We start from the raw sequence: 25,805 nt of genomic DNA, 5'->3' as shown, positions 1-25,805 counted from the left end.
TATGAACAGTATTATTAATGTACAAAGTACACCTCAACTTGCTCAAGTAGCATTTAAAAAAGCATCTTATACGGAGCGTGATCTCATAAGTCTTTTTCATAAATCTGCACATAAAGGTGCAGATGAGACGGTTTTTAATAGTTGGGTGAGAGACACCGAAAAGCGAATTTACAGCTTGCAAAGTGGCTTATATGGACGATCATCTGTGTGCAGTACGGTGAGCCTAGGCATTGCTTCCATGCTTAATATGTATGTAAATGCGATTACTCGTTTTGAACAGCAGTTTATGATGAGTTGTCCTTGTGCTACAAATGGCGCAGGACCTATACTCAACAGGCTTAAAAAAGTATCGCAAAGTGCGCAAGTAGCGCTTTTGTATGTGGAAGTGTAAGTGCCGCTCGCATTATGACTAGTCTATGTTTTAAGAGATAATCTTACGTGCAAAAAGATAAGCTTTAAGGAAAGCATTTTTCGCGAAAGCATATCCAAAACTATTTATCTAAAACTGACAATTGTCATAATTCAAAAACAACTTCAATCTTAATTTTACACCATAATTCAGGTAGGTATGAGTATTATTTATATGCTTCTCGCAATCAGCGTTGTTGTTGCTCTCGTCTTTTTTGTCGCATTTATTGTGTCTGTAAAGAAGGGACAATATGATGACACCTATACGCCATCTGTGCGTATGCTTTTTGATGACGAGTTAGTAAAAGAAAAAAGTGCTCCTATAACGCCTGAGCCAATTGAAAAATCCATCCAAATAAAAGAGTAACTAATCAAACTATGGAAGTACAACAATTCTATTACGATAACAAAATCGTACGAAAATTTATAGTGGCTACGATGTTTTGGGGCATTGTGGGAATGAGCATAGGGCTACTTCTAGCCTTTATGTTTTTATTCCCTAATGTAACAGACGGCATCTCGTGGTTAAGTTTTGGGCGTTTACGTCCGTTACACACTAATGCAGTCATCTTTGCCTTTGTAGGTAACGCTATTTTTGCTGGTGTATATTATTCTTCACAGCGTTTACTTAAAGCTCGTATGTGGAAAGACTGGCTCAGTAATTTAAACTTCTGGGGATGGCAAGCCATTATTGTGGGAGCAGCAATTACACTTCCACTAGGGTTTACAACATCAAAAGAATATGCAGAGCTAGAATGGCCATTTGATATTGCGATTGCTCTTATATGGGTAGCTTTTGGAGCCAACTTGATAGGTACAATCCTTAAAAGAAGACAACGTCACTTGTATGTTGCTATTTGGTTTTATCTAGCAACTTTTGTTACCGTTGCAGTACTACATATTGTAAATAGTATGGAGCTGCCAGTGAGTGCTTTTAAAAGTTACTCTATGTATGCTGGAGTGCAAGATGCACTGGTACAGTGGTGGTATGGACACAATGCAGTGGCATTTTTCTTAACCACTCCTTTCTTAGGATTGATGTACTACTTTGTACCTAAGGCGGCAAACAGACCTGTGTACTCTTATAGACTCTCTATTGTTCACTTCTGGTCACTTATATTTATCTATATCTGGGCGGGACCTCACCACTTATTATATTCTGCATTGCCAGACTGGGCACAGAATCTTGGTGTTGCATTCTCCATCATGCTTCTTGCTCCATCATGGGGAGGAATGATAAACGGACTACTTACACTACGTGGAGCGTGGGATAAAGTACGCACAGATCCTGTTCTTAAATTTATGGTAGTTGCGATTACTGGTTATGGTATGGCAACCTTTGAAGGGCCTATGCTATCGCTTAAAAATGTAAATGCGATCGCGCACTTTAGTGATTGGATTATTGCTCACGTACACGTAGGAGCACTTGCTTGGAACGGTTTCTTCACATTTGGTATGGTATACTGGATGGTTCCAAAATTATTCAAGACAAAATTATGGTCTACTAAGTTAGCCAACTTCCACTTCTGGATAGGAACGTTAGGTATTATACTATATGCATTACCTATGTATGTTGCTGGTTTTGTACAAGCCTTTATGTGGAAACAATTTAATCCAGATGGAACGCTTACCTACGGTAACTTCTTAGAAACAGTAAGTGAGATTATTCCTATGTACTGGATGCGTGCTATAGGTGGAAGTATGTTTATTGTAGGAGCCCTTATAGGTGTTTATAATATGATCATGACTGCTCGTGCAGGTAGCAACGTTACAGATGAACTTGCAGAGGCTGCTCCTTTACCTAAAGTAACAAAGAAACGTACCTCAAAAGAAGGATACCATACATGGTTAGAAAGACGCCCGGTAAAGCTTACCATTTTTGCAACTATCGCTATTCTTATTGGAGGTATGGTGCAAATTATACCATCACTTATTGTTGATGATTATATCCCAGTGATATCAAGTGTGAAGCCATATTCACCACTAGAGCTACAGGGTAGAGATATTTATATACGTGAAGGTTGTGTAGGGTGTCACTCTCAAATGGTACGACCATTTAGAAGTGAGGTAGAGCGCTATGGAGAATACTCAAAAGCGGGAGAGTATGTGTATGATCACCCATTCTTATGGGGAAGTAAGCGTACTGGACCAGATCTTATGCGCGTGGGAGGAAAGTACAGTGATAACTGGCACTTAAATCACTTCTATGATCCGCAGAGTACTTCGTCTGGTTCTATTATGCCATCTTATAAATGGTTATTACGTAGAGAATTAGATAAAGATCTCACAGAGACAAAAATGGAAGCAATGGTAACCTTAGGAGTACCATACACTCCAGAAGATATTGCAAATGCTCAAGAGTCTATGACGGCTCAAGGAATAGCGATAGAGAAGAACCTCTACTCAGATCCAGACTTTGCCAAAACTTATGAGGCAGATAAAAAGTATGCCGAAGAAAACGGTGAAGACTTTGTGGAGATGCGTAACCGTGAGGTGGTAGCTCTTATAGCTTACATACAACGACTAGGAACAGATATTAAAGTTAAAAACGCAGATGGTACTACATCCATCTTAAACGACTAGCACCATGTTTAAATTTATAAAAGGAAACTTAGAAAATATAGATGGAGTGGAGATCTATCCTATAGTGTCATTACTCATATTTTTCATCTTTTTTGCTGCACTATTCTTTTGGGTATTTACAGCTAAGAAAGCACACATCACAGAGGTAAGTAACATCCCGCTTAATGATGATACACTCAACGTAAATACTATAGAAGAATGAGAACGACTGCATCATTTTTAAGAATACTAGGATTTTCACTATTAGGATATTTCCTCATAGATTACGTAGGGACTACAGGGGAGACCTCTATATTTCTAGAGCAACCGTGGGTATGGGCTATACTAGGCGTAATCATGCTTTTTTATACAGCAGGAGAAGTAAGCATGGCTGCGCTGCGCAATGTTCTTTACAAAACGCTTAAGCCAGAAGCACAAGCAAAGTTTGATGAAGAAGAAGCTCTTGCAGAAGCCAATCAGTTTAAGTGGATTAAAGAGAAGTATAAAGCATCTCTAGGAAGTAAAGAGATAGCTCAAGAGCATGAGATTATACTAGATCATAACTATGACGGTATACAAGAGCTTGATAACAACTTGCCGCCATGGTGGGTGTATATGTTCTACGCATCAATAGTCTTTGCAGTAATATATTTAGTGCGTTTTGAAGTACTAGACGATTATAACCAAGCCGAAGAATATGAAGTTGCTGTAGCAGAAGCAAAAGCAGAAATAGAAGAATGGAAAAAAACGGCAAAAGATCTTGTCGATGTAAATACGGTAACACTGCTCACAGATGCGAGTGATATTAATGCCGGTAAAGCCATTTTTACAAATAACTGTATTGCTTGTCACAAAGCAGATGGTGGTGGAGGTATAGGACCTAACCTCACAGACCAACACTGGATTCTGGGTGGAGGAATTAAAAATGTCTTTAAAACTATCTCAGAAGGTGGTCGTGATGGTAAAGGTATGATCTCTTGGAAGTCCGAACTTAAAGCTGCAGAGATGGCACAAGTAGCTAGCTTCGTGTTAAGCTTACAAGGTACCACTCCTACAGAGCCTAAGGAAGCAGAAGGTGAGTTATGGGTAAATCCAGATGCACCAGCTGCTCCTATAAAGGATGTTGTTACAGATAGCACAGCAGTGCAATTAACGAGTAACTAAATAATAAACGAATGATTCAAGATATAGCGATTGCATTAAGTTCAAGTAATGCTCCAATAATGAAGCCTTATTATGAAAATGATAAGACTAAAATTATAGCAATAGGACTTAAAAAGGATGTGGTGTTAGAAAAACATACAGCACCTAGCAAAGCGCAAATATTGATCATACAGGGAACGGTCACTTTTAGAACAGCGACCTTCTCAAAATCTATAGACACCTATGAGACTTTTGAAATACCATTAGAGGTAGAGCATGAGGTCATAGGTGATACAGACTGTATTTTTCTGTTAATCTTATCTAAGTAATATATAATGGCAGAGCAAGGAAAAGATAACTTTAGAGATTCCATGGGAACCCTTGATAAGGAAGGGAAACGCGCATGGGTATTTCCTAAGAAGCCAAGTGGGAAATGGTATGAATACCGTAAGTATGTGAGTTATTTATTACTTGCTATTTTACTTAGCTCACCATTTATAAAAGTAGGAGGGAACCAGCTGTTTATGTTTAATGTGCTGGAGCGTAGGTTCAATATTTTTGGGTATCCATTCTGGCCTCAAGATTTTCATCTCTTTGTGATCATGATGATCATTGGGGTGGTATTTGTAATCCTATTTACGGTAGCATTTGGTAGAATATTTTGTGGCTGGATTTGCCCACAAACTATTTTTATGGAGATGGTTTTTCGTCGTATTGAGTATTGGATAGATGGCGATCGTGGTAAGCAGATACGTCTTAAAAAAATGCCTTGGAACAAGGAGAAAATCAAAAAGAGAGTTTTAAAATGGACTATCTTTTTTATCATCTCTTTTATAATTGCAAATGTATTTCTTGCGTATCTCATAGGGAGCGATCAGCTTATTAGGTACATCACAGACGGACCATCTAAGCACGTTAGTACGCTAATATCACTTCTCATATTTACAGGAGTTTTCTATTTCATATTTGCATGGTTTAGAGAGCAGGTTTGTATCATAGCCTGCCCTTACGGGAGACTGCAAGGAGTGTTACTAGATAACAAATCTATTATCGTTGCTTATGATCATAAGCGTGGAGAGAAGGAAGAAGGAAGAGCTAAGTTTAAGAAAAATGAAGACAGACCATCTACTGGAAAAGGAGATTGTATAGATTGCTTCGCATGTGTGCATGTATGCCCTACAGGGATAGACATACGTAACGGTACACAGTTAGAATGTGTAAACTGTACCGCTTGTATAGATGCTTGTGATCATATGATGGAAGCAGTAGATCTCCCTAAAGGTCTTATACGTTATGCTAGTGAAGATAATATTGAAAAGAAAGCGCCATTTAAATTCACACCTCGTCTTAAGGGGTATGTTGCCGTACTAGGTATACTTACTGCGGTACTCATAGGGATGTTGTTTTTACGTAATGATGTAGAAGCTCGCATTCTCAGATTACCAGGACAACTTTATGAGCATAAAGACAATAACATGATTAGTAATGTCTACACCTTTAAGCTGGTTAATAAAACGGTCGAGGAGATAGAAGATGTGCATTTTGAACTACGCTCTCACAAAGGGACTATAGAAGTAGTTTCGGGTAATAGTTTCAGTGTAGATGCACAGGGACTAGCAGAGGGAACGCTATTTATAGAAATTAACGCAAGCGGTATTAAAAGTGATAAAGAACGTTTGGAAATAGAAGTGTACAGCGGCGATCAACTTATTGAGACGACAACAACGGCATTTTTAGGACCTAGAAGTTATAAGTAAGAGTACGCTTTCGCGAAAGCAAAACAAAAAAACTATGAGTACAGAGCATAAAAAATGTTGTGATGGTTGTAAAAAAGGACAGCCAGGAACTAACGAAGCATGCAGCGCAAAGTTGATGATGGAAGCGCTGAAGAATAATCAAGAAATCACTAAAACACAAGAGTTATGAAATGGAACTGGGGAAAGGGTATTGTAGTGGCGATGGCTTGTTTTATGGGCTTTATTCTGTACATGGTTATCACGATGAGTACAGATGATAATTATAGCCATGATCTTGTGACAGAAGAGTATTATGCTAAAGAAATGGCATATCAAACCGAAATAGATGCAGAGACTAATGCGCGCAATCTCGTAGGAGAGATTAGTGGAAAACGCACGCCAGAAGGATGGTTACTCACCTTCCCACCGTCTATTTCAGAAAGTACAAATAAAGGAAAAGTGTTTCTATACAGACCGTCTAATCAGCAACTTGATTTTGAAGTGCCTTTGGCTATTTCAGGATCTAATTTGCTCATACCTGACAATCAGCTGATAGACGGTCGATGGAACATTATCATAGAGTGGACAGACGGGGAAGAGGAATTCATGTATAAAAAGTCAATCGTTTACTAATGTTGTGGTCTGCACTCATATTTGGTCTTTTGGGCAGTTTCCACTGTGTGGGAATGTGTGGTCCCATTGCATTTATGTTACCCGTAGACCGTAAAAATCCTGTAAAGAGAGCTTTCCAGTTAATGAGTTATCACGCTGGTCGTATACTTACTTACAGTGTTTTGGGCTTAGTATTTGGGATTGTAGGTAAAAGTTTTAATCTCTTTGGTATCCAGCAGCAACTATCTATAATCATAGGTGTACTCATGATTGTAGTTATTCTTATTCCCACAAAAATTTTCAATAAATACAACTTCTCAAGACCGTTATATAAGGCAGTTGGAAAAGTAAAGAGCTCCATGGGAACCGCTCTTAAGAAAAAAGATCCAGGTACGTTTTTTACTATAGGATATCTCAACGGACTATTGCCTTGCGGACTTGTATATATGGCGATTTTTGGCGCACTTGCTTCTAGTGGTGCTTGGGAAGGAGGATTGTATATGGCAGTTTTTGGATTAGGTACCATTCCATTAATGACCACTGCTATCTATTTAGGTAATTTTTTAAAAGGAAAAGCAAAGCAGCGCATCGTTAAGATGATTCCTGTTTTTGTAGTCATTGTAGGAGTCTTATTTATAGTACGCGGTCTTGGCCTTGGTATTCCTTACGTATCACCATCAAAGATGGTAAGTGTAGAAAAAGTGGCTGCACAACATTCTTGTCATTAATAACAACCAAACATTTATAATTATGGAACATTTTTTAATACTTCTCGTAGACTGGGGAATGGGAGCACTACTCATAGGAGTATTTGCCTTAGTTTGTATCACCCTTGTACTTATCGTACTAAACATGATAAAGGGAGACTCAAAAAAATCTGATACTGATGAAAAGTAGAGGGTTACAAATAGTAAGAGAATATACAAGTACTTTATTAAACTGCTTAGTTTTTAAAGGTCTCGACCTATTTATATCGTTACAATGGCTTTTAACTTATGACAAAGATTGTATTAGTTCGCAAAGATAATCGTGAACTTGATGAAGTCTTATAATCTTCAAGAGCATAAAAAAAGGGAAGCAGTAATGCTTCCCTTTTTTAGTATATGTTGAGGTGACTTTTAAACCGTCATAGAAAATAGCTGAGTCTCTGGCTTGTTACGTTGTAATCTCATATCAAATGGAAGACATATATTTCTCACAAATGGACGTCCCTTTTCTGTAACAATTAATTTTCTTGCGTGTATTTCTAGAAGTCCGTCGTTTTCTAGTTCCTTTAATTTTATAAGAACATCTGGAAGCTCTGCAAAATTCCCTTGATTCTTATCCCAAGAAGTCTCAAACGAGCACATTAAATTAAGAATATGTTGTCTGATGATAAGATCTTCTTCAGTAAGGATATGTCCTCTAAAAATAGGTAGAATACCATCTTCTATAAGCTGTTGATACTCCTCTATATTTTTTACATTCTGAGCAAAACTATACCAGCTATCACTTATGGCAGATACTCCTAAGCCTATCATTACTTGCGTTTTGCTAGCGTTATATCCCATAAAGTTACGATGAATAGTTCCCGCTTGCTGGGCTTCAAATAGTGCATCTGTTTTAAGCGCAAAGTGATCCATACCTATCTCAACATACCCTGCTTTAACTAGCATCTTTTTGCCTATCTCATACTGCATTCTCTTCTGGTCTGCACTAGGTAAATCTCCATCCTTAAACCCTCGCTGTCCATTACCTTTTATCCATGGCACATGGGCGTAGCTATAAAAAGCGATACGGTCTGGGTGAAGGGATATGGTTTTATTTATGGTATTTATAACATCATCTTGCGTTTGAAATGGTAGTCCATATATTATATCATGCCCTACAGATTCATAACCTGTTGCACGAGCAATTTCTGTAGCGTTTTGAACGTGTGCATAAGGTTGTACACGATTTATAGCTTTCTGTACAGTTGTATTGTAATCTTGAACTCCGTAACAAACTCTAGTAAATCCTTTATTGTACAGTGCTTCAAGGTGTTCTTTTGTGGTATTATTAGGATGCCCTTCAAAGCTCAGTTCAAAAGCGCTAGCCTTTTTTGTAAGCGCAAAAATCCCATCCATAAGACGTTCTAGATGTGCTGGCGAGAAAAAGGTAGGAGTACCTCCACCTAAATGTAGCTGTTTAATTACCGGCTTATCTCCTAGTAAATTTACGTACATCGCAAGCTCCTTAAGTACAGATTGTATATAAGGAATCTCTACATCATGGTTCTTTGTAATACGCTTGTTACACCCACAAAAAGTACACATACTCTCACAATAAGGTAGATGTACGTAGAGACTTATTCCTTGCGAAGTATTGCTTTCGCGAAAGCTTTCTTGTAAAGTGTTTTTCCACTGGGTTAGAGAGAAGTTATCTTGATCCCAATAAGGCACAGTAGGGTAACTTGTATATCGTGGTCCTGCCACATTGTACTTTGATATAAGTGTACACATTGATTTTGAGTTTTTTCAAAATTACTATATGGTAAAAACAGAGAATATGAGGAATGTCAGCTTTTGAAAAAACACTATTTATGGAGGGATATAGTAATTCATTTGAAAATGATAAATTATACATGTAAATTACCACTCGTCGACACTTAAAGGTCATCCGTCTATAGTAAAGGACTCGTTAAACTTAATTATTGAAGAATATTGACTTTAATTGACCAACTTTGGAAACATAAAGATCAATAGTTTGGGGACAAAAAAATTACGAATACTGCTCATTGAGGATGATGCCATTGAGGTAATGAAACTCAAAAGAGCCATAGCAAAGCTAGAAATGAACCATGAGCTCATAGAAGCAAAAAATGGTGAGGAAGCACTTGAAATACTCAAGGATCACACAGTATTACCAGATGTAATATTTTTAGATCTTAATATGCCAAAAATCAATGGTATAGAGTTCTTGAAGATTTTGAAAAAAGACGAAATTTTACGATTTTTACCCACAGTCATGCTCACGACGTCAAGTAACCGCAAGGATATACTAGCCTGCTATGATACAGGAGTGGCAGGTTATATTATTAAACCTTTAAAGTATGATCACTACGTTGAAAAAATAAAATCGGCATTACAGTACTGGAGTATGAATGAATTAATCAAAGCATAATGAAAGGAATTGTATTTACAGAGTTTTTAGATCTTGTTGAAACAAAATTTGGTTTAGAAATGGTTGACACCATTCTTAATGAATCTGAGTTGCCTTCTAATGGTGTTTATACAGCAGTAGGAACGTATAGTTTTACAGAGATGGTGAGCTTACTTACTAATTTAAGTAAGGAAACAGGACTTGTAATTGATGATTTATTACTGGTATACGGAGAACACTTTTTTACGGTTGTAGAAAAGAGCTATCCATCATTTTTAAAACAGTATACAGACCCTATAGAGATGCTTTCATCTATAGAAAATCATATACATGTAGAAGTTAGAAAGATTTATCCAGATGCAGAATTACCTACTTTTACCATAGAAGAGAAGACTCCTGATAGTCTCGTAATGATCTATAAGTCAAGCAGAGCCATGCATGCCTTTGGTCGCGGATTAATGAATAAAACTTTTGAGTTTTTTAATACAAAAGCTACTATCTTAGTTGAAAAATTAAAAGAAAACGGAACCGAAGTTAAATTCAGCATAGCAACATATGAGTGACCCCAAAATCAAGATGTATGAAAGAGCACTAGCACGTGAAAAAGCCGCTAGAAAAGAAGCCGAGCGTATTCTTGAGGAAAAGTCATTAGAATTATATCACAAATCTGAAGAGTTAAGGGTTTCAAATTCAAAACTTGAAGATATTGTAAAAGAACGCACTTCTGAACTTGAAGGAGTGTTTGAAAACATAGTGGATGCTTATGTGGTAATGGATCTAATGGGAACTGTTATTAAAATGAACCAAGCCGCAGAAGAGCTACTAGGTTACACCATAAAAGATGGTTTAAATTTAATAGAACTCGTACACCCAGATGAAGTTCAAAAAGCATCAAAAGGTTTTGAAGAACTTTATACCGCCGGCTCAGTTACAGATTTCCATATAAAAATAGTTATTGCGAGTGGTAAGACATGCTTAGTACACATAAACGCTAGTTTAGTACGTAATGCCTCAGGAAAAGTTATAGCAGCACAAGGTATCGTAAGAGATATCACCCAAGAAAAAGCCGCAGAGCAGCGACTCATAGATTCAGAAAATCGATTATCTACACTTATTTTAAATCTAGAGAGTGGTATTCTTCTAGAAGATGAGCACCGCAATGTTGTCATTACAAATAATCGCTTTTGCGATTTCTTTAGTATCTCTGCGACTCCAGATCAACTTATTGGAGTAAACTGTGAGAATGCAGCTTCAGAAAGCAAGGATCTCTTTAAGAATCCAGAAGAATTTATATCAAGAATAAATACGCTTACGCAAAACAAAGAGCAAGTACTATCTGATGAGCTTAAATTAAAAGATGGTCGCATTTTAGAAAGAGATTTTATTCCAATATATGAAGAGGGTGTTTATAAAGGACACCTCTGGACATATAGAGATGTGACTTTGAGAAGAAAATTTCGCGAAAGCATAGAAGCAGAACGCCAGAAGTATAGCGACATTATTGCAAATATGAACTTGGGTCTTACTGAGGTAAATCTTGATAATGAAATTTTGATGGTTAATAATAGTTTTGAACTATTATCTGGATATACGGAAGAGGAAATACTTGGAAAAAATGCAAAGGAAGTACTACTTACACCAGCATCTCAAATAAGACTTACTCAAGAGAAAAAGAAAAGATTAAAGGGAGTATCAAATTCATACGAAGTAGAAGTTATAACAAAGAGCGGTGAGTTAAGACACTTGTTAATAAGTGCAGCACCTAATTATAATATCAATGGCAAAGTGATAGGCTCTATAGGGGTACATCTTGACATTACGGAGCTCAAAAGTTTAGAGATACAGAAAGAAAATCTTTTAAAGAAGCTTGAAAAAAGTAATGATGAGTTACAAGAGTATGCACATGTAGTCTCTCATGATCTTAAAAGTCCGCTTAGGAGTATAAATGCTCTTGTAAATTGGATTAAGGACGATAATGAAGGTGTGCTTACAGAGGAAACAATGAGTCATCTTGAGATGATAGACACCACTTTAGAAAAAATGGAACAGCTTATTTCAGACGTGCTTGAGTACTCCAGCGTAGGATCTGAAAATGCAGCTCCAGAAAAAGTGGATTTACAAGAAGTACTAGCAGATATAGAAACCTTACTTCATTGTCCAGAACATATAACACTAACTATTCATCCAGATTTACCTACGGTAAATGGTGATAAAGTCAAGTTACAACAGTTGTTTCAGAACTTGATGAGTAATGCTATACGCTATTGTGATAAAGAAAAAGGTCTCATAGAAGTAGGTTTTACAGAAAACAAAACTCATTACACGTTTACTGTAAAGGATAATGGAATTGGGATTCCTAAGGAGTACCACGATAAAATATTTAAAATTTTTCAATCGCTTAATAATCATAAAGACTCAACCGGTATAGGGCTTTCTATCGTGAAGAAAATAGTAGATCTATACAAAGGAAGTATCTGGCTAGAAAGCACGGTAGGAGAGGGCACAACGTTCTTCTTTACACTACAAAAATAACACAATGAAAACAGTACAATTACAACGCGACTCGTCTGGTTCATGGAACTATTTAAGTGAATTTATAGCACTTGATAATCCGCTGGTGCTTATTCTAGGGAATCGCTTTCTTCTAGAAAAAGAAGGAGTTTACGAGGAAGTAAGAGACTTGTTTCCTTCGGGACATCTTGTTTTTGGATCTTCTAGTGGAGAGATTGTAACTGGAGCTGTAAATGATAATCACATCACCATAACTGCCATAGAGTTTGAAAAATCCTCCTTTGAGATTCAAACATTTAATATACATGAGGTAGGAGATGACAGTGAGAAGGCAGGATCTACGATTGTAAAGAAGTTAACAGCAGAAGGTCTTAAGCATGTTTTTGTATTGTCTGAAGGTAGTTTTGTAAATGGATCTGCTCTTACAAAGGGGATGCAAGAATCATTGCCTAATGTATTAATCACTGGCGGACTTTGTGGAGATGATGCACGTTTTGAAAAGACACTTGCTTCTTATAATGCAGCCCCAAAGGAAGGTGAAATTGTGGTAATTGGTTTTTATGGAGCAACTTTTGAAGCCTCATTTTCAATTTATGGTGGTTGGACCCCTTTTGGACCAGAAAGGCTGATTACAAAATCTGATGGTAATATCTTATATGAGATAGATGGTAAACCAGCATTAGATTTATATAAAACATATCTAGGTGACAAAGCAAAAGAACTCCCAGGTTCTGCGCTTATATATCCGCTCAATGTAAAAAGTGCAGAAAATGACCAGTCATTTGTGCGAACTATTTTAAATATAGATGAAGAGAAAAATGCGATGATTCTAGCGGGAGATGTGCCAGAGCAATCTAAGGTACAACTTATGATGACTAATATGGATAGCATCGCTTCGGCATCAGAAACAGCGGCATTACGTGCGATGGAAGGAAGAAATAATCCGCCACAATTAGCCTTGCTTATAAGCTGTATAGGACGTAAATTAGTACTAGATCAACGTATAGAAGAGGAAGTTGAGGAGGTAATGAGTGTGATAGGTGATGATGTTGTGATAAGTGGGATGTACTCTTACGGAGAGATTGCCCCTTTTTACGGAGAACGTAGTTGTAAATTGCACAACCAGACCATGACAATTACCTTAATAAGCGAGTAAATGAATCCACTGTTAAAAAGACAAATACGTAAATATCTTCCTGACGATCTTAAAGATCGTGAGGATATGCAGGTCTTTTTTAATGCGGTGGCAGCATCGTATGATAATCTTGACGATCAATTCAAAATGACCCAGCGAGCTATGCAAATAAGCTCAGATGAGTTATTTGAGGCAAATAAGCAGCTTAGAGAAGAATCAGAACGCCAGCAAGGTTTATTAATACGTTTACAGTCTGTTATAAATGCTGTACAACCTTTTGGTGAAGAAGATGGAGACATAGATATTGGAGAAACAAATCTAGCCGAATATATAAGCCAGCAGGCAGAGCAACTTATCCTAGTAAATAGGGATCAAGAATTACTTGTAAAAGAGCTTGCATTACAAAACCAAGAGCTCAACGATTATGCACACATTGTATCTCATGACCTCAAGTCACCACTGCGCAGTATTGAAGCATTGGTAAGTTGGCTCAAAGAAGATTATGGAGATGCCATAGGCGAGGAGGGGAAAACGCAAATAGGCCTTATAGTAACCCATTTAGAAAAAATGGATGCCCTAATTACGGGTATTTTAAACTACTCTTCTATTGACAAGGAAGTTCGTACAGAGCGACAAATAGACTTAAATGTACTTGTAAAAGAAACGGTAGATCTCATGCATTTACCAGAGCATATCACTATAAAAGTGCATAAAATGCCTACTATTCTTGCAGACCGTTTTAAAATACAGCAGTTATTTCAAAACTTGATAGGCAATGCCGTAAGCAGTATAGATAAGCCACAAGGACTTATAGAGGTAATTGCACGAGATCTGGATGATAGTTATCAATTTGAAATCAAGGATAATGGTAAAGGAATTAATCCAGCATACTTCCATAAGATTTTTCAAGTGTTTCAAAAGCTAGAAAATGATTCGGAAAGCACAGGAATAGGCCTATCTATCGTTAAGAAAATTGTCCATTTTTATGATGGTAAGATTTGGTTAGATAGTGCCGAAGGCGTTGGGACGACATTTTATTTTACACTACCTCAAACTACATAATATGGAACAGCCTAATCTCAATTATATCAAAGAACTTTCAGGAGGAGACGCAGGTTTTGAAAAAAAGCTGATAGGCGTAGTACAAGCAGAATTACCCCAAGAAATTGCCGAGTATGAAGGTAATATGAATGATTCCGCTTTCGCGAAAGCGGCCGAAAACGTACATAAGATAAAGCACAAATTAGGAATCGTAGGATTAGAGAAAGGATACGAACTCGCCATTGCCTATGAAGATGAGCTGAAGGAAGGAAAATCAACCTTAAAAGAAGAATTTGATAGCATTCTAACCGCTGTAATCCATTTTATAAAAGATTTATAATCTGTAAATTGCATACTAAATCACAAAATACCTAAATGTTGAACTGTATAATTGTAGATGATGAAACTGCGGCACGTACTATCGTATCGCATTTGTGTAGCCAGGTAGACGAACTCAATGTAATTGATGAGTTTCCTAATGCAATGCAGGCAATCAAGTTTTTAAATAAGAACGAGATTGACCTTATATTCTTAGATATACACATGCCAGATTTTACTGGTTTTGACTTTATAGATTCCCTTAAAAACCCGCCTAAAATTGTACTTACAACATCAGATCGTGACTTTGCGATCGAGGCTTTTGAGTATGATTGTATTGTAGATTATTTAGTAAAGCCTATAACGCTGCCTAGATTTCTCAAAGCCATGCAAAAAGTAGAGAACTTTAAATCTCCGGTTGCACAAAAAACTGCGTTGCCTCAAGAAGCAAAACAAGAAGAGGCTTCAGAAAAGGAGATGTATGTAAACATAGATAGGCGTCTCATAAAAATTGAGTTTGATAAAATCTTTCTAGTAGAAGCAAAAGGTGACTACGTACTTATAAAAACCGAAGGAAAAAATTATACCGTACACTCTACACTTAAAAAAATAGAAGAAAAACTACCAGATAGTCTTTTCTTAAAAATACATCGCTCTTACATTATTAATATTAAGAAAATAGTTGATATTGAGGATAATAGTGTCCTGATAGCTAGAGATGTAATCCCAATAAGTCGATCTAACAGACCTGAACTTATGAAGCGTCTTAACTTGCTATAAAACAATAAATTCCATTCATCTACAGTAAATTACCACTCAACGATACAAGTATCAGTGCGGTCGAATAAATTGAAAATCAGGGTATAAACTGCCTAATTTTGTTTCTATAATCACATCAATAGAAGCATTATGATTGCAAATTTCTACTCTCTTACAAGGCAAATAATAGCACTAAGCTGCCTGTTGTATTCATTTACAGCCAGCGCACAAGATGTACCTTTTAATTGTGATTTTAGCGCTTATTTGTTTCAATACAATGATGTTTATTCTATTGACCTTGCATCTGGAAACTCTTTTCTAGCAGCAAAGGATATCACACCAGGAAACATAAACGCAGCAGCATATAATCCAGCAGATGGTTACATCTGGGGATACTTATCAAGCCCTGCAAAATCTATTGTTAAGATAGGTAAGAACTTTGAGACCACGACCATCACTATTGATGCATTGCCTACAGGTAACAAGTATGTAGGTGACATAAGTGCTACAGGACAATATTACTTTAAAGCTGGCGGGAGCACATACTACACCGTAGACCTCGACCCAGCATCAGAAACATATACAGAGCTTACTTCGACGGCTTCATTATCTCAAGGTTTAAGTATTCACGACTGGGCATTAAATGCAGTAGATAACCAATTGTATGCTGTTGAAAAAGGAACAAACATTTTATATAGAATTAATCCAGAAAATGGACAAGTACAAACATTAGGTATTGTGCCCATATTATCAGGGCTTGATTATACCTATGGTGCTGTTTATTTTGATGCATCTGGGCGCTTTTATGTCTCTGCAAATCAAACAGGAACTATATATGTAATACAAAGTGTACAAGACTTAACTGGAAGTAATGGTATGGATTCAAATCTTTTTGCCTTTGGACCATCTAGTGCGAGTAATGATGGCGCACGTTGCCCTACGGCACCAGTTTTACAAGAAATTTGTGATAACGGAATTGATGATGACGGTGATGGACTTATTGATTGTGAAGATCCGTCATGTTCAGGATACGGGATGTGTGCGACTATTGACCCAGAAGCATCTACAGGAAATAAAGGAGGACTAGAAAGTAACAATAGACTGTCTAACGCCATTGCAAAACGTAATTTTAATCGTGCAAAGGAGAGTTATGAGTTTAACAAAGACCTTGCACCACTAGTAGATAAGAAAGAAACCTATGCCGTAAGAACTGCACAGGCCTTTACGCTGGCAGACCTTATCCCACTAGAGGAAATTGATGAAGATTATGTAGTAGAGTCTACACCTACAGATCTTGTAGCTATCACAAATGCAACAGATGTATATGCTGTAGATTATATAAAAGGAGAGCTCTCAACCGCATCTATACTTGCACTTAAGACAGAAAATGGCGTGTATGAGCACACTAAGTATATCTGTGATCGTTTATTAGGAGCAGAGCTTATCTCTGTATCTACCATAGCAATTAATGATCAACAATTTATTAAGTCCCTCATTAAAAATATAGATGGGAGTGTAGAATTTGTTTTAAGCCTTTCGGCGAAAATGGTAAACAACGAGACTGAGTTTGCTGTAGAAAGCCACTGGAATCTGGATAGCTATGAAGATGATGTAACATTTTACAACTTCCAAATATGGGCAAACTCGATAGATGATTTACACAAACTAGGACAACAAGTTTTGAATCTTCTAGAAGTACAGAAGCCAGTAACTTCATATAATACCTCGACACCACCTACCGTATTTGTAAAAAAAGGAAACTATAACAACGGAGCTTTACAACTAGAAATCATCAATACAAATGCAACCGAAAGTGTAACTTTTGACGCAGGAATAAGAGCAACAGAAACAAGCGAGATTGTAACGACGACATCTAGCATCTCACTTGGCGAAAATTACATCACACAAGTAACCATAGATACTGGATACTTATTTGACATAGGCTTTAGAATAGGCGACGGGATTAATACTCCAGATGATTTATTCTTATCTGACGGGCCATGGGGAGTAGATGCATCTCAAGAAGGGACAGAAGTAGTAACCTATGAGATTTCAGAAAATGAAGAAACATACGGAGATGACACCTATGCTATAGAACGCAACCTGTCACTCACTGCAACTACAAACAGTTATGTTGCGTCATATAGAGCACTTACAGCACGTTTTCAAGCAGTAGATGTAAGCATGTTTAATGCATTACAAATGACAGCAAAGGGAACAGGAAACTTAGAAATCACTTTTGTAAAGGAAAGTATAGAAATCTGGGAAGATCAGTATAAAGCAACAATAGTACTTACAGACAACTATCAAGATTTTGATATCTCATTTGAGAACTTTACAAGTCCGTCGGGAACACCGTTGTTACTTAATGATCTAGTAACGGTAGTATTTACCATGGTATCTCATGATGGAACGATGGTTACAAAGGAAATGGATGTTAATGATATACAATTTGCAAACTCAGAAGTACTTTCAACAGACGAAAATATAGTGGTAGCAGATGCCTTAATAAATTACCCTAACCCATTTATATCGCAAACTACAATACGCTTGCCACAAGCAAGTGCAACGGTACAAATCACGGTAGTAGATATGCTAGGACGCATAGTAGATGTACAAGATATAACAACAAATAACGGAGGCCTAACAGCAGCCTATAACGCTCCAAATTTACAAACAGGTATCTACACTTATAAAATAATAGATAGTGCCTCACAACAACACAGTGGCAAGTTTGTCATAAAAAGATAAGTAGTTTTTTGATTTGATTTGATTGATGTTTAGCCATCACCGGGGACGGTGGTGGCTTTTTTGTGGTGGGGTAAGAGGTACAGTGATTAGTAAGCTTTATAGCTACGCTTTCTCGTTGCTCGTAAATCTCACAAGTTCGCTTTCGCGAAAGCATATCTCGAGTATGAGTAGTAAAAAGTGCTCATCGTAATGATAACTAAGCTCTCAAATAAGCTTTTGCCATCATCAATTCAGGAAGAATCTATGATAGAAATTATTAGATCAACAGTAGCTTAAAAGATTGTATTGAGCGAAGTCTAAGGAGGCTTGTTTTAAATGAGTTGTTCGTTGTGCGTGCGTGCTTATTCTAAATCCAGCCCTTTTAGAAGTCTTTCTATATTCTTTTTACTCTCTTCATTTGGTTCAATATCTTTCAATCGATTGATCTTCTTAGTAATTTCGTCCGACCAATTTTTAGATGTCCATTCATCCAAAACACCAATAGCCATATTTCTATTTCTAGTTACTGGACTATCTAAACCAATGAGAATAAGTTCTTCTCCTTTCGTTGGATAATTTTTTAAAAATGTTATTACACTATCAAAACAAGAATGTTTTTGATAGTTTTCTCCTAATCCCATCCAATCTTTTGGACCAGTTCCTAATTCTTCCAATGGTAGATTATTTTTTGCGAAGTCAATTATGTCATTCGCGTTATCTTCTTTACCATAAGCAGTAACATCATACCAAGCCGAACTATCTAAAGGATTGTTTAGTAGTTTAGCCCAAACAGCATCCCATAATTCTACACCAAGTTCTTGAGCGGCTTGTTTTCCATTCCAGTATAAAACATTATCATCGCTTTTCAATGCTATTTTTGCTTGTTCTTTCCAGTCTCTATTTTTTAATACTTCGTTTATATCTATAAGACAATTCGAAATTATATCTTGAGTCCAACCAGTTTTTTTATGTTCTCCTATCTCGTTTTGAATTTCGATTAGAAAATCTTTAATAGAATTTAAAGTGATAAAATCTATAATATCTTTTACGTGAGAGTTTCCATGTCGAATAAAATTCTCGACTGATTCAGGTGCGAATTCATAATCCGAAATATCTTCTGCAGGTCCACCAGAAATTAGGGCTTTAATAATTTCTCCTGCAGATTTGAAGAGCTTATTATCTATTTTTTTATTTTGAAGTTTTTTATGTAATTCTCCATTGACTGCACAAGTCCATGCCAAATATTCATTCATTATACTGTTCTTATAGCCGTCGAGAATTAACCAATCTTTAAGTTTCTCGGTTAAATCCATATTAGCTATTCTATCTACAAGTTGAATTTTTCCCCAGCCATCAACTTTACCCGCTAATTCCCATAGATCTTGAACAGGGTTCTCTGATAAATTTGAAAGAGCAACAGTTGAAAAAACGGTAAACTCATCATGTAAACCAAGTATTTTAATTTCGCTTAAAACTGATTTATTTTGACATAGACCGAGAATTGCAATTCCTATTTTGACACCATTTCTATGACTTGTTTTCGTTGCTAAATTTTTAGCAAAGCCGAATAGATATGGTTCAATAGGTAAAGATTGATTCACTATTTCTTGAAGAAATTCGTCTATTATTCCAATTATTCCGTCACTTTCAGTTATTCTCTCATAAAACTTTGATTTACTTCTACTATCTCCTTTTTTTGCTATTGTTTTTATCAGAGCTGATAATTCTCTAATTCTAACTTTTGATTCAGAAGAATCATCCGCACCAAACATTGAATCCATTAATCCTGGAGCAAATGTAATTCCACTTTCATCAGATTTTTTATCATCAGGTAGATCGATAGCAGACTCTTTTAGAATTCCATTACTATCTATATTATTGCTCAATAACTGAAAGATAGAATTATCAGTTTGCCACTCGGTAACTTCTAAATCCTTTTTACTTTCAAATAAGTTTTTAATCCAATCTAGCATATATGTAATAGGTTTCTTTGCATGAAGCAAATCAAGCCAATCGCTTTAATTTGCGCTCTCGTTTGTTCTCACTAAATATACAATGAATATCGTAGTTCTATAATTATCAAAACAAACATTATACTTGTAATATGAATGAGTATTATAACAACAAAAAAACGCCCAAAAGGGCGTTTCTAAATATTTTAAACAAGTATTAGGTAGTCTTAAAAATTACATCTTCACAACACCACCCTTAAGCACTTGCCATCTCAGTTTTAAGCCTACTTCCATGAATTCAAATCCTGCTGCGGTTGCAGAGGCGATGTTACTATACTTTCCATAAGCACCCACTTGAAAACGGTTAGATATTGCATATTGAAGTCTAGCTTCTAAGCGAAATAGGGTAGTAGCCTCATCATCTTCTACTACTTGTAAACCTCCAGCTGCGTTTGCTGCATAGCTCCACTTTCCTGCTTGTCCCGTAAGATCTAAAAACAACTCAACTGCTTGGTATTTTGATGGGCTAAAATATAAAGTAGGCACTTGATCCTTAAAACCTACATACTGGTAATTGATACCACCTTTAAGCGTTGGGTTTTTTGTGAAGTTGTAGTATAAAGAAGTAAACAGTAAGTTACGAGAATTGCCATCGGTTTGCTGCGTGTGCATAAGACCAGAATACCAACCTAAATTAATGTTTGTTCCCATATTGTAGTTAAGGGAGTAGTTATTCATAAATATCTTCTCGTCTAGTAGTGCTGCGTTAAAATCTTGTAACGTTCTGCTGTATCCTATCTCTAAATATTGTAGTGGTAGTGGTCTTGATTTTATAAAAACAGATCCATTTACATCTGTATAGTTATTTGCATTTGCGTCTGCTTTTACAAATCCTAACGTCCCTTCTAACCACGTGTTATTAATCACTCTATAATGAGCACCTATAGATGCATCTGTATTATATGCCATCGTATTTGTAGTCATATTTTCAGTAGTTCTATAGTTATATGAGAACACTGTTTTAAATCTACTTGTAAATGGTAGGGTTGCCGTCATTCCAGCAGAGTAAGCTTGGTTATCGCCATTATCAGAAGTGTAGGCAGCTCGTGTTTCAATCACTGGAGCAAGGCTACTTTCTATTGTTTTCATTAACCCAGTAGCATCTTTTTGATTAGGGTAGAAGGTTAAGGTATTTTTCGCGAAAGCGTAAGCCTCATCTAGATTCCCCTGCGCACGGTATGCATTTGCAATCCCTAGATTTCCGTCAAAAGAGGCACTGTCCTTCTCAAGGATACCGTTATAGACCTCGATACTTTTCTTGAAAGTCCCTGTGTACATCCCTAGCGTAGCTTTGAGTGCAGCAACGCGCTGGTTTGTAGGGAATGTCACTTTTAGATCTGCAATGGCAGTTCTTGCCGTGGCGTATTTTCCGTTCCAGATAAGTGCCTGGATGTAGCGCTCATTTGCGGTAATTATTTTTGTAGTGTCTGCTTTCGCGAAAGCGATACTCTCCTGCGCTAGTGATAAAGCAAGCTTGTCGTCCTTCTGTAAGTGAGCAACTAATGACTTTCCTACTTGAGAAGTTAAGGTATCTGAAAGTTGGCTGTACATCGTGTTTGCATTCTCATAATCCTTCTTTGCGATATACGTATTTGCAAGCGCGCTTATGATTTGCTCATCGTTAGGCATATCCTCAAGAGCACTTTTAAGCAATTGTATAGCCGCATCATATTGAAAAGCAGTCGTAAGTTGGTTTGCTTTCCCCAAACGCATAAACTTTTTTGACACGGCAGCATTTGCATTGCCAGGTTGTACCGTAAGTGCTTTATTTACATAATTGATTGCAGCGTCATATTCCTTAAGGTTAGAAAGCGTGTTTGCATAACCGAGTAGGGCAGAGAAGCTCGTACTGTCTTTGGCAACGAGGGTTTCATAAAAGTCCTTTGCTGCGCCAAAATCACTATCCCATAAAAGAGACTCGGCATAGTTTAAGCCAACTTCAAAATCCGTCGGATAGTCAGCCTTTAGTGTTGTAAATAATGATCTAGCTTCTGCGCTATCACCGCTAAGACCTAAAGCACGACCGTAACAAAGTCTTGCTGTCTTATTATCTGGGTAGTCTTCTAGTACTTCTCCAAAAAAAGCTTTTGCCTCCTCATATTTTCCAGTTTCTAATAAAGTGAAACCTGCAGACATATCTTGGGTGTATGCTGTTGCACTTAAAAGGAAGACGATAATTAATGTTGCTATTCTCATTACGTTTGTTTTACAGTTGCAAGTTATGGTCATGTATCAAGATTTCAATCTGAAGATAATTGCAAGTCATCGACACTTATCGTCGACTGGTGGAGGTTAAGATCTGGTAAAGGGTAGTTTTGAGTTTATAGGTAATAAAAATATTCAATATTTAGCCAAGAACATCTAATTTTTAGGCTTTTATGTTACGTTGTAAATTGAAAGATAAAAATAGGATAGAGATGATTTTTGGGTAGATGTTGCACACATTTTTCAAATGTGGCTTACTCTCAATCTTGAAGTATTTGCTGCTAATATCTCTCCAAATGTGCTTTCCTTTCCTTCTAAGATTTGATAAATTCTTACTGTTGCGAACATCTCCCCAAATGTGCCTTCCTCTCCTTCATACTTCAGTCGTCGGAGGCAGGTTCAAAGAGGGGCTTTCATTTTTTTACTCCTCCTCTTCGAAGAGGAGGTCGGGAGGAGATGTTTTACGTCTGAGTAAGAAAATCGTTGCGAACATCTCCTCAAATGTGCCTTCCATTTATTCTAAGGTTTGATAAATTCTTACTGTTGCGAACATCTCCCCAAACCCCTCTTCGAAGAGGGGCTTCACTATTTGCTCATCTTTCAATAGAAGCTTAATATTTTTACTCCTCCTCTTTCTTGCATCCGACGAGGGAGGAACGACCGAGAGGAATGCACAGAGGTTGGGTGGAAATGTTTTACATCTGAGTGAGAAAAACAACAACTAAGTCAATTACAAACATTCCTCTATTCTATCTTCTATAGCAATAATAACGGCATCTATATTTTTAAACACTTCGTCATTTGTAAATCTTAAAAAGTGCACACCTTTCTCCTCTAGACGACCTTGACGAAGTCCGTCTTCTATGATTTGGTTTTCGTGAATGCTCCCATCTAACTCAATAGCAAGACCTATTTCATGACAATAAAAATCGACGATGTAATCTAATAACGGCACTTGTCTATGAAATTCTGCTCCGGTTGCCTTTCTTCTGATCTTATCCCAAAGAGTTAACTCTGCTAGTGTCATATTCTTTCTGAGCTCCTGAGCTCGCTCTTTTAAGTCTCTTCGATATGGAATTAATCTTTGCATTAGTTTTTAGGGTAAATATATGGAAATCAATAAAATAGATATTTTTAAATATATTAGGCTGCTAACATCTCCCCAAATGTACCTTCCTCTCATTCCTAAAGTCATTCGTCGGAGGCAAGTTCCAAGTGGGGCTTTATTTTTTTTGCTCCTCCTCTTCGAAGAGGAGGTCGGGAGGAGATGTTTTTTGCGTGTGAGTGAGAAGTTAGTTGCTAACATCTCCCCAAATGTGCCTTCCTCTCATTCTAAGGTTTGATAAAATCTCACTGTTGCGAACATCTCCCCAAACCCCTCTTCCAAGAGGGGCTTTCTATTTTTTTACTCCTCCTCTTCGAAGAGGAGGCTGGGAGGAGATGTTTTGCGTCTGAGTAAGAAATACGTATAGTTATAGAGAAGACGTTTCACATCTGAGTAAGAAATTCAAAAAAGACGGGAGGAGATGTTTTGCGTCTGAGTAAGAAATACGTATAGTTATAGAGGAGATGTTCTACATCCGAGTAATAAGTCCACAAAGATTGACAGAAGATGCTTCATGTATGGGAATGAAACACACCCTAACAATCTAAAAACCTCCTCCTTATATAGTAACAAGTAAAGCTTTCGCGAAAGCGATACAACCACTAAACATGCTTTAAAGAAGAAATACTACCATTCGTCTACAGTAAGAATGTGCTCATCGAAATTTCAACCGAAAGCCTCTTAATTGCTTGCATCTTTGTACCAGAATCAAACAACAAACTATTATGGGACTTACAGTAATAAACAACAAGAGCACATTAAGAATAGTGCACAACGCAAGAACGATGTCAACAGGAGCTACATTAAATGTAGTGCATAGAAAGGTTGATAAGCCAGTTATCCAACTAATGACTTATTAATCATTGATCATGATCGCAATCCAACAAAAAATCAAAAAAGCACTTTCACCAGAGCAAATATTTATGCTCAGTGCCTTTGTAGTAAATGGAGGAAATTACCTCTATAACTTAGGCCTAGGTAGAGTTTTAGGACCTGGAGCTTTTGCAGATGCTGCTATATTAATCACATTACTTCTAGTACTATCTTTTGTAGCGATGACTTTCCAACTTGCAGTTGCAAAGTTTACTACTGAGTTTGACGCTTCAAAGCAAGAAGCTTTTGTAAAAAGAGCTTACAAGCAGGCAACCACTTTTGGGATTATACTCGGAGCGATGATTGTAGTTTTTGCAACTTCATTACAGTCACTTTTGCAAACGGCTTCACCTATAATGTTCACCATCTTTGGAATAGCAGTTCCACTTTATTTTGTGATGAGTGTAAATCGAGGTAACCTACAAGGACGCAAATCTTTTATTCAACTCTCTGTTACATATCAGCTAGAGATGGTATGCAGGCTCGCTCTTACTTTTGCATTCTTACTGTTTTTCAATATAGAATCCTCTGTAGCAGTATCTACAGCAATAGCAGTTTCTTTTATCGCTGGTGTGTTTCCTTTTAAGAAACTCACTTCAAAAAAATTGATAGAGACAGCACTTACCTCAAAAGAGAGTAAGGCCGTGACTCAGTTTTTTGTACTTACCGCATGTTATGAGCTTACCCAGATCATTTGTAATAACAGTGACATTTTACTAGTAAAGCACTTTTTTCCATCGTATGATGCAGGATTATATGCTTCACTAGCACTTATAGGCCGTGTTGTATATTTTGTAACTTGGATGTTCGTAATGTTATTACTACCTACCGTAGTAACCATGCGTAAAGAGGGTAAAAACTCTGTACCAGTACTTATGAAGTACGTAGGATACATCACAGCTCTTGCAAGCGCGATTGTATTATTCACATTTTTATTCCCATCATTTGCCGTTCAGGTTCTCTTTGGAGATCAATATATGGCAATTGCTCCCTTACTTGGTTGGTATGCCCTTGCCACATCTTTTTTTGCCTTATCTAATATTTTTGCCTACTACTATTTATCCCTAGATCATTATAAGCCTATTGTAATTGCTGCCATTTTTGGAGTGTTACAGATAGTGTTAATCATATTTTTCCACGATTCGTTATTTGAAGTTGTGTTAGCCCAAGTTGCAGCGATGGGTGGTTTACTTATCGCGCAACTACTTTACTTCTGGAAAATGCAAGTAAAGTAAGATATACCCCCAGATTGTAGTTTGCCCTCTTATAGAAGCTGTTGCTTTGATAAGAGGGTTTTGTTTTAGAAATACTTTATAAAACTGCTATTGCCATCCAAGCGTCGTCCTTTTAATATGTTCTACATTGATAAAAGAACACTTTTGATAGCATTCTTAAGTGCTGTAATATAGGCTGTTGGCGTAAATACCTGATAAATCGCCCATTTTCAAAAATCGTTTATCGAAGGTCAATTACCATTCGTCTATACTAATGGTCGAGTAAACGTTTTTGGTCCGCTTTCGCGAAAGCAAAGCCGC

At 37.0% G+C, this 25,805-nt stretch carries 25 protein-coding genes; 21 read left to right on the top strand and 4 right to left on the bottom strand.

Annotated features, from left to right (window positions below; all coding sequences use genetic code 11):
* Position 1 precedes the first annotated feature (1 nt).
* The 11 genes from ACJJVW_RS00880 to ACJJVW_RS00830 all read left to right on the top strand — a co-directional run bounded on the left by ACJJVW_RS00880 (position 2) and on the right by ACJJVW_RS00830 (position 7,358).
* On the top strand, positions 2–391 hold the full coding sequence (locus ACJJVW_RS00880) for a hypothetical protein (protein WP_144784321.1): 390 nt from the start codon (positions 2–4) through the stop codon (positions 389–391).
* Positions 392–568: 177 nt separating this feature from the next.
* A complete protein-coding gene (ccoS, locus tag ACJJVW_RS00875) occupies positions 569–775 on the top strand; it encodes a cbb3-type cytochrome oxidase assembly protein CcoS (RefSeq protein WP_405250427.1) in 207 nt (68 codons plus the stop codon).
* Between the two features lie 11 nt (positions 776–786).
* Entirely contained in the window at positions 787–2,991 is a 2,205-nt protein-coding gene (ccoN, locus tag ACJJVW_RS00870; protein WP_298327559.1) for a cytochrome-c oxidase, cbb3-type subunit I, read from the top strand.
* Positions 2,992–2,995: 4 nt separating this feature from the next.
* Positions 2,996–3,193, top strand: coding sequence for a CcoQ/FixQ family Cbb3-type cytochrome c oxidase assembly chaperone (locus ACJJVW_RS00865; RefSeq protein ID WP_013751852.1), 198 nt, complete (start codon positions 2,996–2,998; stop codon positions 3,191–3,193).
* Entirely contained in the window at positions 3,190–4,134 is a 945-nt protein-coding gene (locus ACJJVW_RS00860; RefSeq protein WP_405250426.1) for a cbb3-type cytochrome c oxidase N-terminal domain-containing protein, read from the top strand. The genes ACJJVW_RS00865 and ACJJVW_RS00860 overlap by 4 nt, the downstream gene beginning before the upstream one ends.
* Positions 4,135–4,145: 11 nt before the next feature.
* Positions 4,146–4,442 carry a hypothetical protein gene (locus tag ACJJVW_RS00855; RefSeq protein ID WP_405250425.1) on the top strand — a complete coding sequence of 99 codons (297 nt, stop codon included), beginning with the start codon at positions 4,146–4,148 and terminating at the stop codon, positions 4,440–4,442.
* Between the two features lie 6 nt (positions 4,443–4,448).
* On the top strand, positions 4,449–5,870 hold the full coding sequence (ccoG, locus tag ACJJVW_RS00850; protein ID WP_405250424.1) for a cytochrome c oxidase accessory protein CcoG: 1,422 nt from the start codon (positions 4,449–4,451) through the stop codon (positions 5,868–5,870).
* A gap of 34 nt (positions 5,871–5,904) precedes the next feature.
* Entirely contained in the window at positions 5,905–6,039 is a 135-nt protein-coding gene (locus ACJJVW_RS00845) for a hypothetical protein (protein ID WP_261375735.1), read from the top strand.
* Positions 6,036–6,482 carry a FixH family protein gene (locus ACJJVW_RS00840; protein WP_405224023.1) on the top strand — a complete coding sequence of 149 codons (447 nt, stop codon included), beginning with the start codon at positions 6,036–6,038 and terminating at the stop codon, positions 6,480–6,482. The genes ACJJVW_RS00845 and ACJJVW_RS00840 overlap by 4 nt, the downstream gene beginning before the upstream one ends.
* The gene (locus tag ACJJVW_RS00835) at positions 6,482–7,189 is read left to right on the top strand and encodes a sulfite exporter TauE/SafE family protein (RefSeq protein ID WP_405250423.1); all 708 of its coding nucleotides are present in this window, start codon (positions 6,482–6,484) and stop codon (positions 7,187–7,189) included. The genes ACJJVW_RS00840 and ACJJVW_RS00835 overlap by 1 nt, the downstream gene beginning before the upstream one ends.
* A 22-nt stretch (positions 7,190–7,211) precedes the next feature.
* Positions 7,212–7,358, top strand: coding sequence for a hypothetical protein (locus ACJJVW_RS00830; RefSeq protein ID WP_013751859.1), 147 nt, complete (start codon positions 7,212–7,214; stop codon positions 7,356–7,358).
* 221 nt (positions 7,359–7,579) lie between these two features.
* Here ACJJVW_RS00830 and hemN read toward each other — a convergent pair whose 3' ends face one another.
* Positions 7,580–8,941 carry an oxygen-independent coproporphyrinogen III oxidase gene (hemN, locus tag ACJJVW_RS00825; RefSeq protein ID WP_405250422.1) on the bottom strand — a complete coding sequence of 454 codons (1,362 nt, stop codon included), beginning with the start codon at positions 8,939–8,941 and terminating at the stop codon, positions 7,580–7,582.
* Positions 8,942–9,185: 244 nt separating this feature from the next.
* Between hemN and ACJJVW_RS00820 the strand changes: the two genes are divergently transcribed.
* The 8 genes from ACJJVW_RS00820 to ACJJVW_RS00785 all read left to right on the top strand — a co-directional run bounded on the left by ACJJVW_RS00820 (position 9,186) and on the right by ACJJVW_RS00785 (position 18,096).
* Positions 9,186–9,602: a response regulator gene (locus ACJJVW_RS00820; RefSeq protein ID WP_405250421.1), complete on the top strand. Its 417-nt coding sequence runs from the start codon at positions 9,186–9,188 to the stop codon at positions 9,600–9,602.
* A complete protein-coding gene (locus ACJJVW_RS00815; protein ID WP_379953260.1) occupies positions 9,602–10,144 on the top strand; it encodes a heme NO-binding domain-containing protein in 543 nt (180 codons plus the stop codon). Before ACJJVW_RS00820 ends, ACJJVW_RS00815 begins: the two co-directional genes overlap by 1 nt.
* The gene (locus tag ACJJVW_RS00810) at positions 10,137–12,113 is read left to right on the top strand and encodes a PAS domain S-box protein (RefSeq protein WP_405250420.1); all 1,977 of its coding nucleotides are present in this window, start codon (positions 10,137–10,139) and stop codon (positions 12,111–12,113) included. The genes ACJJVW_RS00815 and ACJJVW_RS00810 overlap by 8 nt, the downstream gene beginning before the upstream one ends.
* Positions 12,114–12,117: 4 nt before the next feature.
* Entirely contained in the window at positions 12,118–13,248 is a 1,131-nt protein-coding gene (locus tag ACJJVW_RS00805; RefSeq protein WP_405250419.1) for an FIST signal transduction protein, read from the top strand.
* Positions 13,249–14,289 (top strand): ATP-binding protein, encoded by a 1,041-nt coding sequence (locus tag ACJJVW_RS00800; protein ID WP_405250418.1) that lies wholly within the window; start codon positions 13,249–13,251, stop codon positions 14,287–14,289. It begins immediately after the preceding gene.
* 1 nt (position 14,290) lies between these two features.
* Positions 14,291–14,608: an Hpt domain-containing protein gene (locus tag ACJJVW_RS00795; RefSeq protein WP_339849508.1), complete on the top strand. Its 318-nt coding sequence runs from the start codon at positions 14,291–14,293 to the stop codon at positions 14,606–14,608.
* Positions 14,609–14,646: 38 nt separating this feature from the next.
* Positions 14,647–15,366 carry a LytTR family DNA-binding domain-containing protein gene (locus tag ACJJVW_RS00790; protein WP_339849520.1) on the top strand — a complete coding sequence of 240 codons (720 nt, stop codon included), beginning with the start codon at positions 14,647–14,649 and terminating at the stop codon, positions 15,364–15,366.
* A 129-nt stretch (positions 15,367–15,495) separates the two neighbouring features.
* Entirely contained in the window at positions 15,496–18,096 is a 2,601-nt protein-coding gene (locus ACJJVW_RS00785) for a DUF6923 family protein (protein ID WP_405250417.1), read from the top strand.
* Between the two features lie 341 nt (positions 18,097–18,437).
* Here the strand turns inward: ACJJVW_RS00785 and ACJJVW_RS00780 are convergent, their stop codons facing one another.
* From ACJJVW_RS00780 to ACJJVW_RS00770, 3 genes are all read right to left on the bottom strand, one after another.
* A complete protein-coding gene (locus tag ACJJVW_RS00780) occupies positions 18,438–20,048 on the bottom strand; it encodes a hypothetical protein (RefSeq protein ID WP_405250416.1) in 1,611 nt (536 codons plus the stop codon).
* Between the two features lie 213 nt (positions 20,049–20,261).
* Complete coding sequence (locus tag ACJJVW_RS00775; RefSeq protein WP_405250415.1) at positions 20,262–22,283, bottom strand: tetratricopeptide repeat protein; 2,022 nt, start codon at positions 22,281–22,283, stop codon at positions 20,262–20,264.
* Between the two features lie 739 nt (positions 22,284–23,022).
* Entirely contained in the window at positions 23,023–23,382 is a 360-nt protein-coding gene (locus tag ACJJVW_RS00770) for an endonuclease domain-containing protein (RefSeq protein ID WP_298327614.1), read from the bottom strand.
* 740 nt (positions 23,383–24,122) lie between these two features.
* Between ACJJVW_RS00770 and ACJJVW_RS00765 the strand changes: the two genes are divergently transcribed.
* Positions 24,123–24,257, top strand: a complete 135-nt coding sequence (locus ACJJVW_RS00765) for a hypothetical protein (protein WP_262497446.1) — start codon at positions 24,123–24,125, stop codon at positions 24,255–24,257.
* Between the two features lie 9 nt (positions 24,258–24,266).
* Positions 24,267–25,505, top strand: a complete 1,239-nt coding sequence (locus tag ACJJVW_RS00760; RefSeq protein WP_405250414.1) for an oligosaccharide flippase family protein — start codon at positions 24,267–24,269, stop codon at positions 25,503–25,505.
* Positions 25,506–25,805 lie beyond the last annotated feature (300 nt).

Origin of the sequence: Dokdonia sp. Asnod3-C12 (assembly GCF_045063975.1) — a bacterium.
Taxonomy (GTDB): Bacteria; Bacteroidota; Bacteroidia; order Flavobacteriales; family Flavobacteriaceae; genus Dokdonia.
This window is presented reverse-complemented; position numbering and strand designations above follow the sequence as displayed.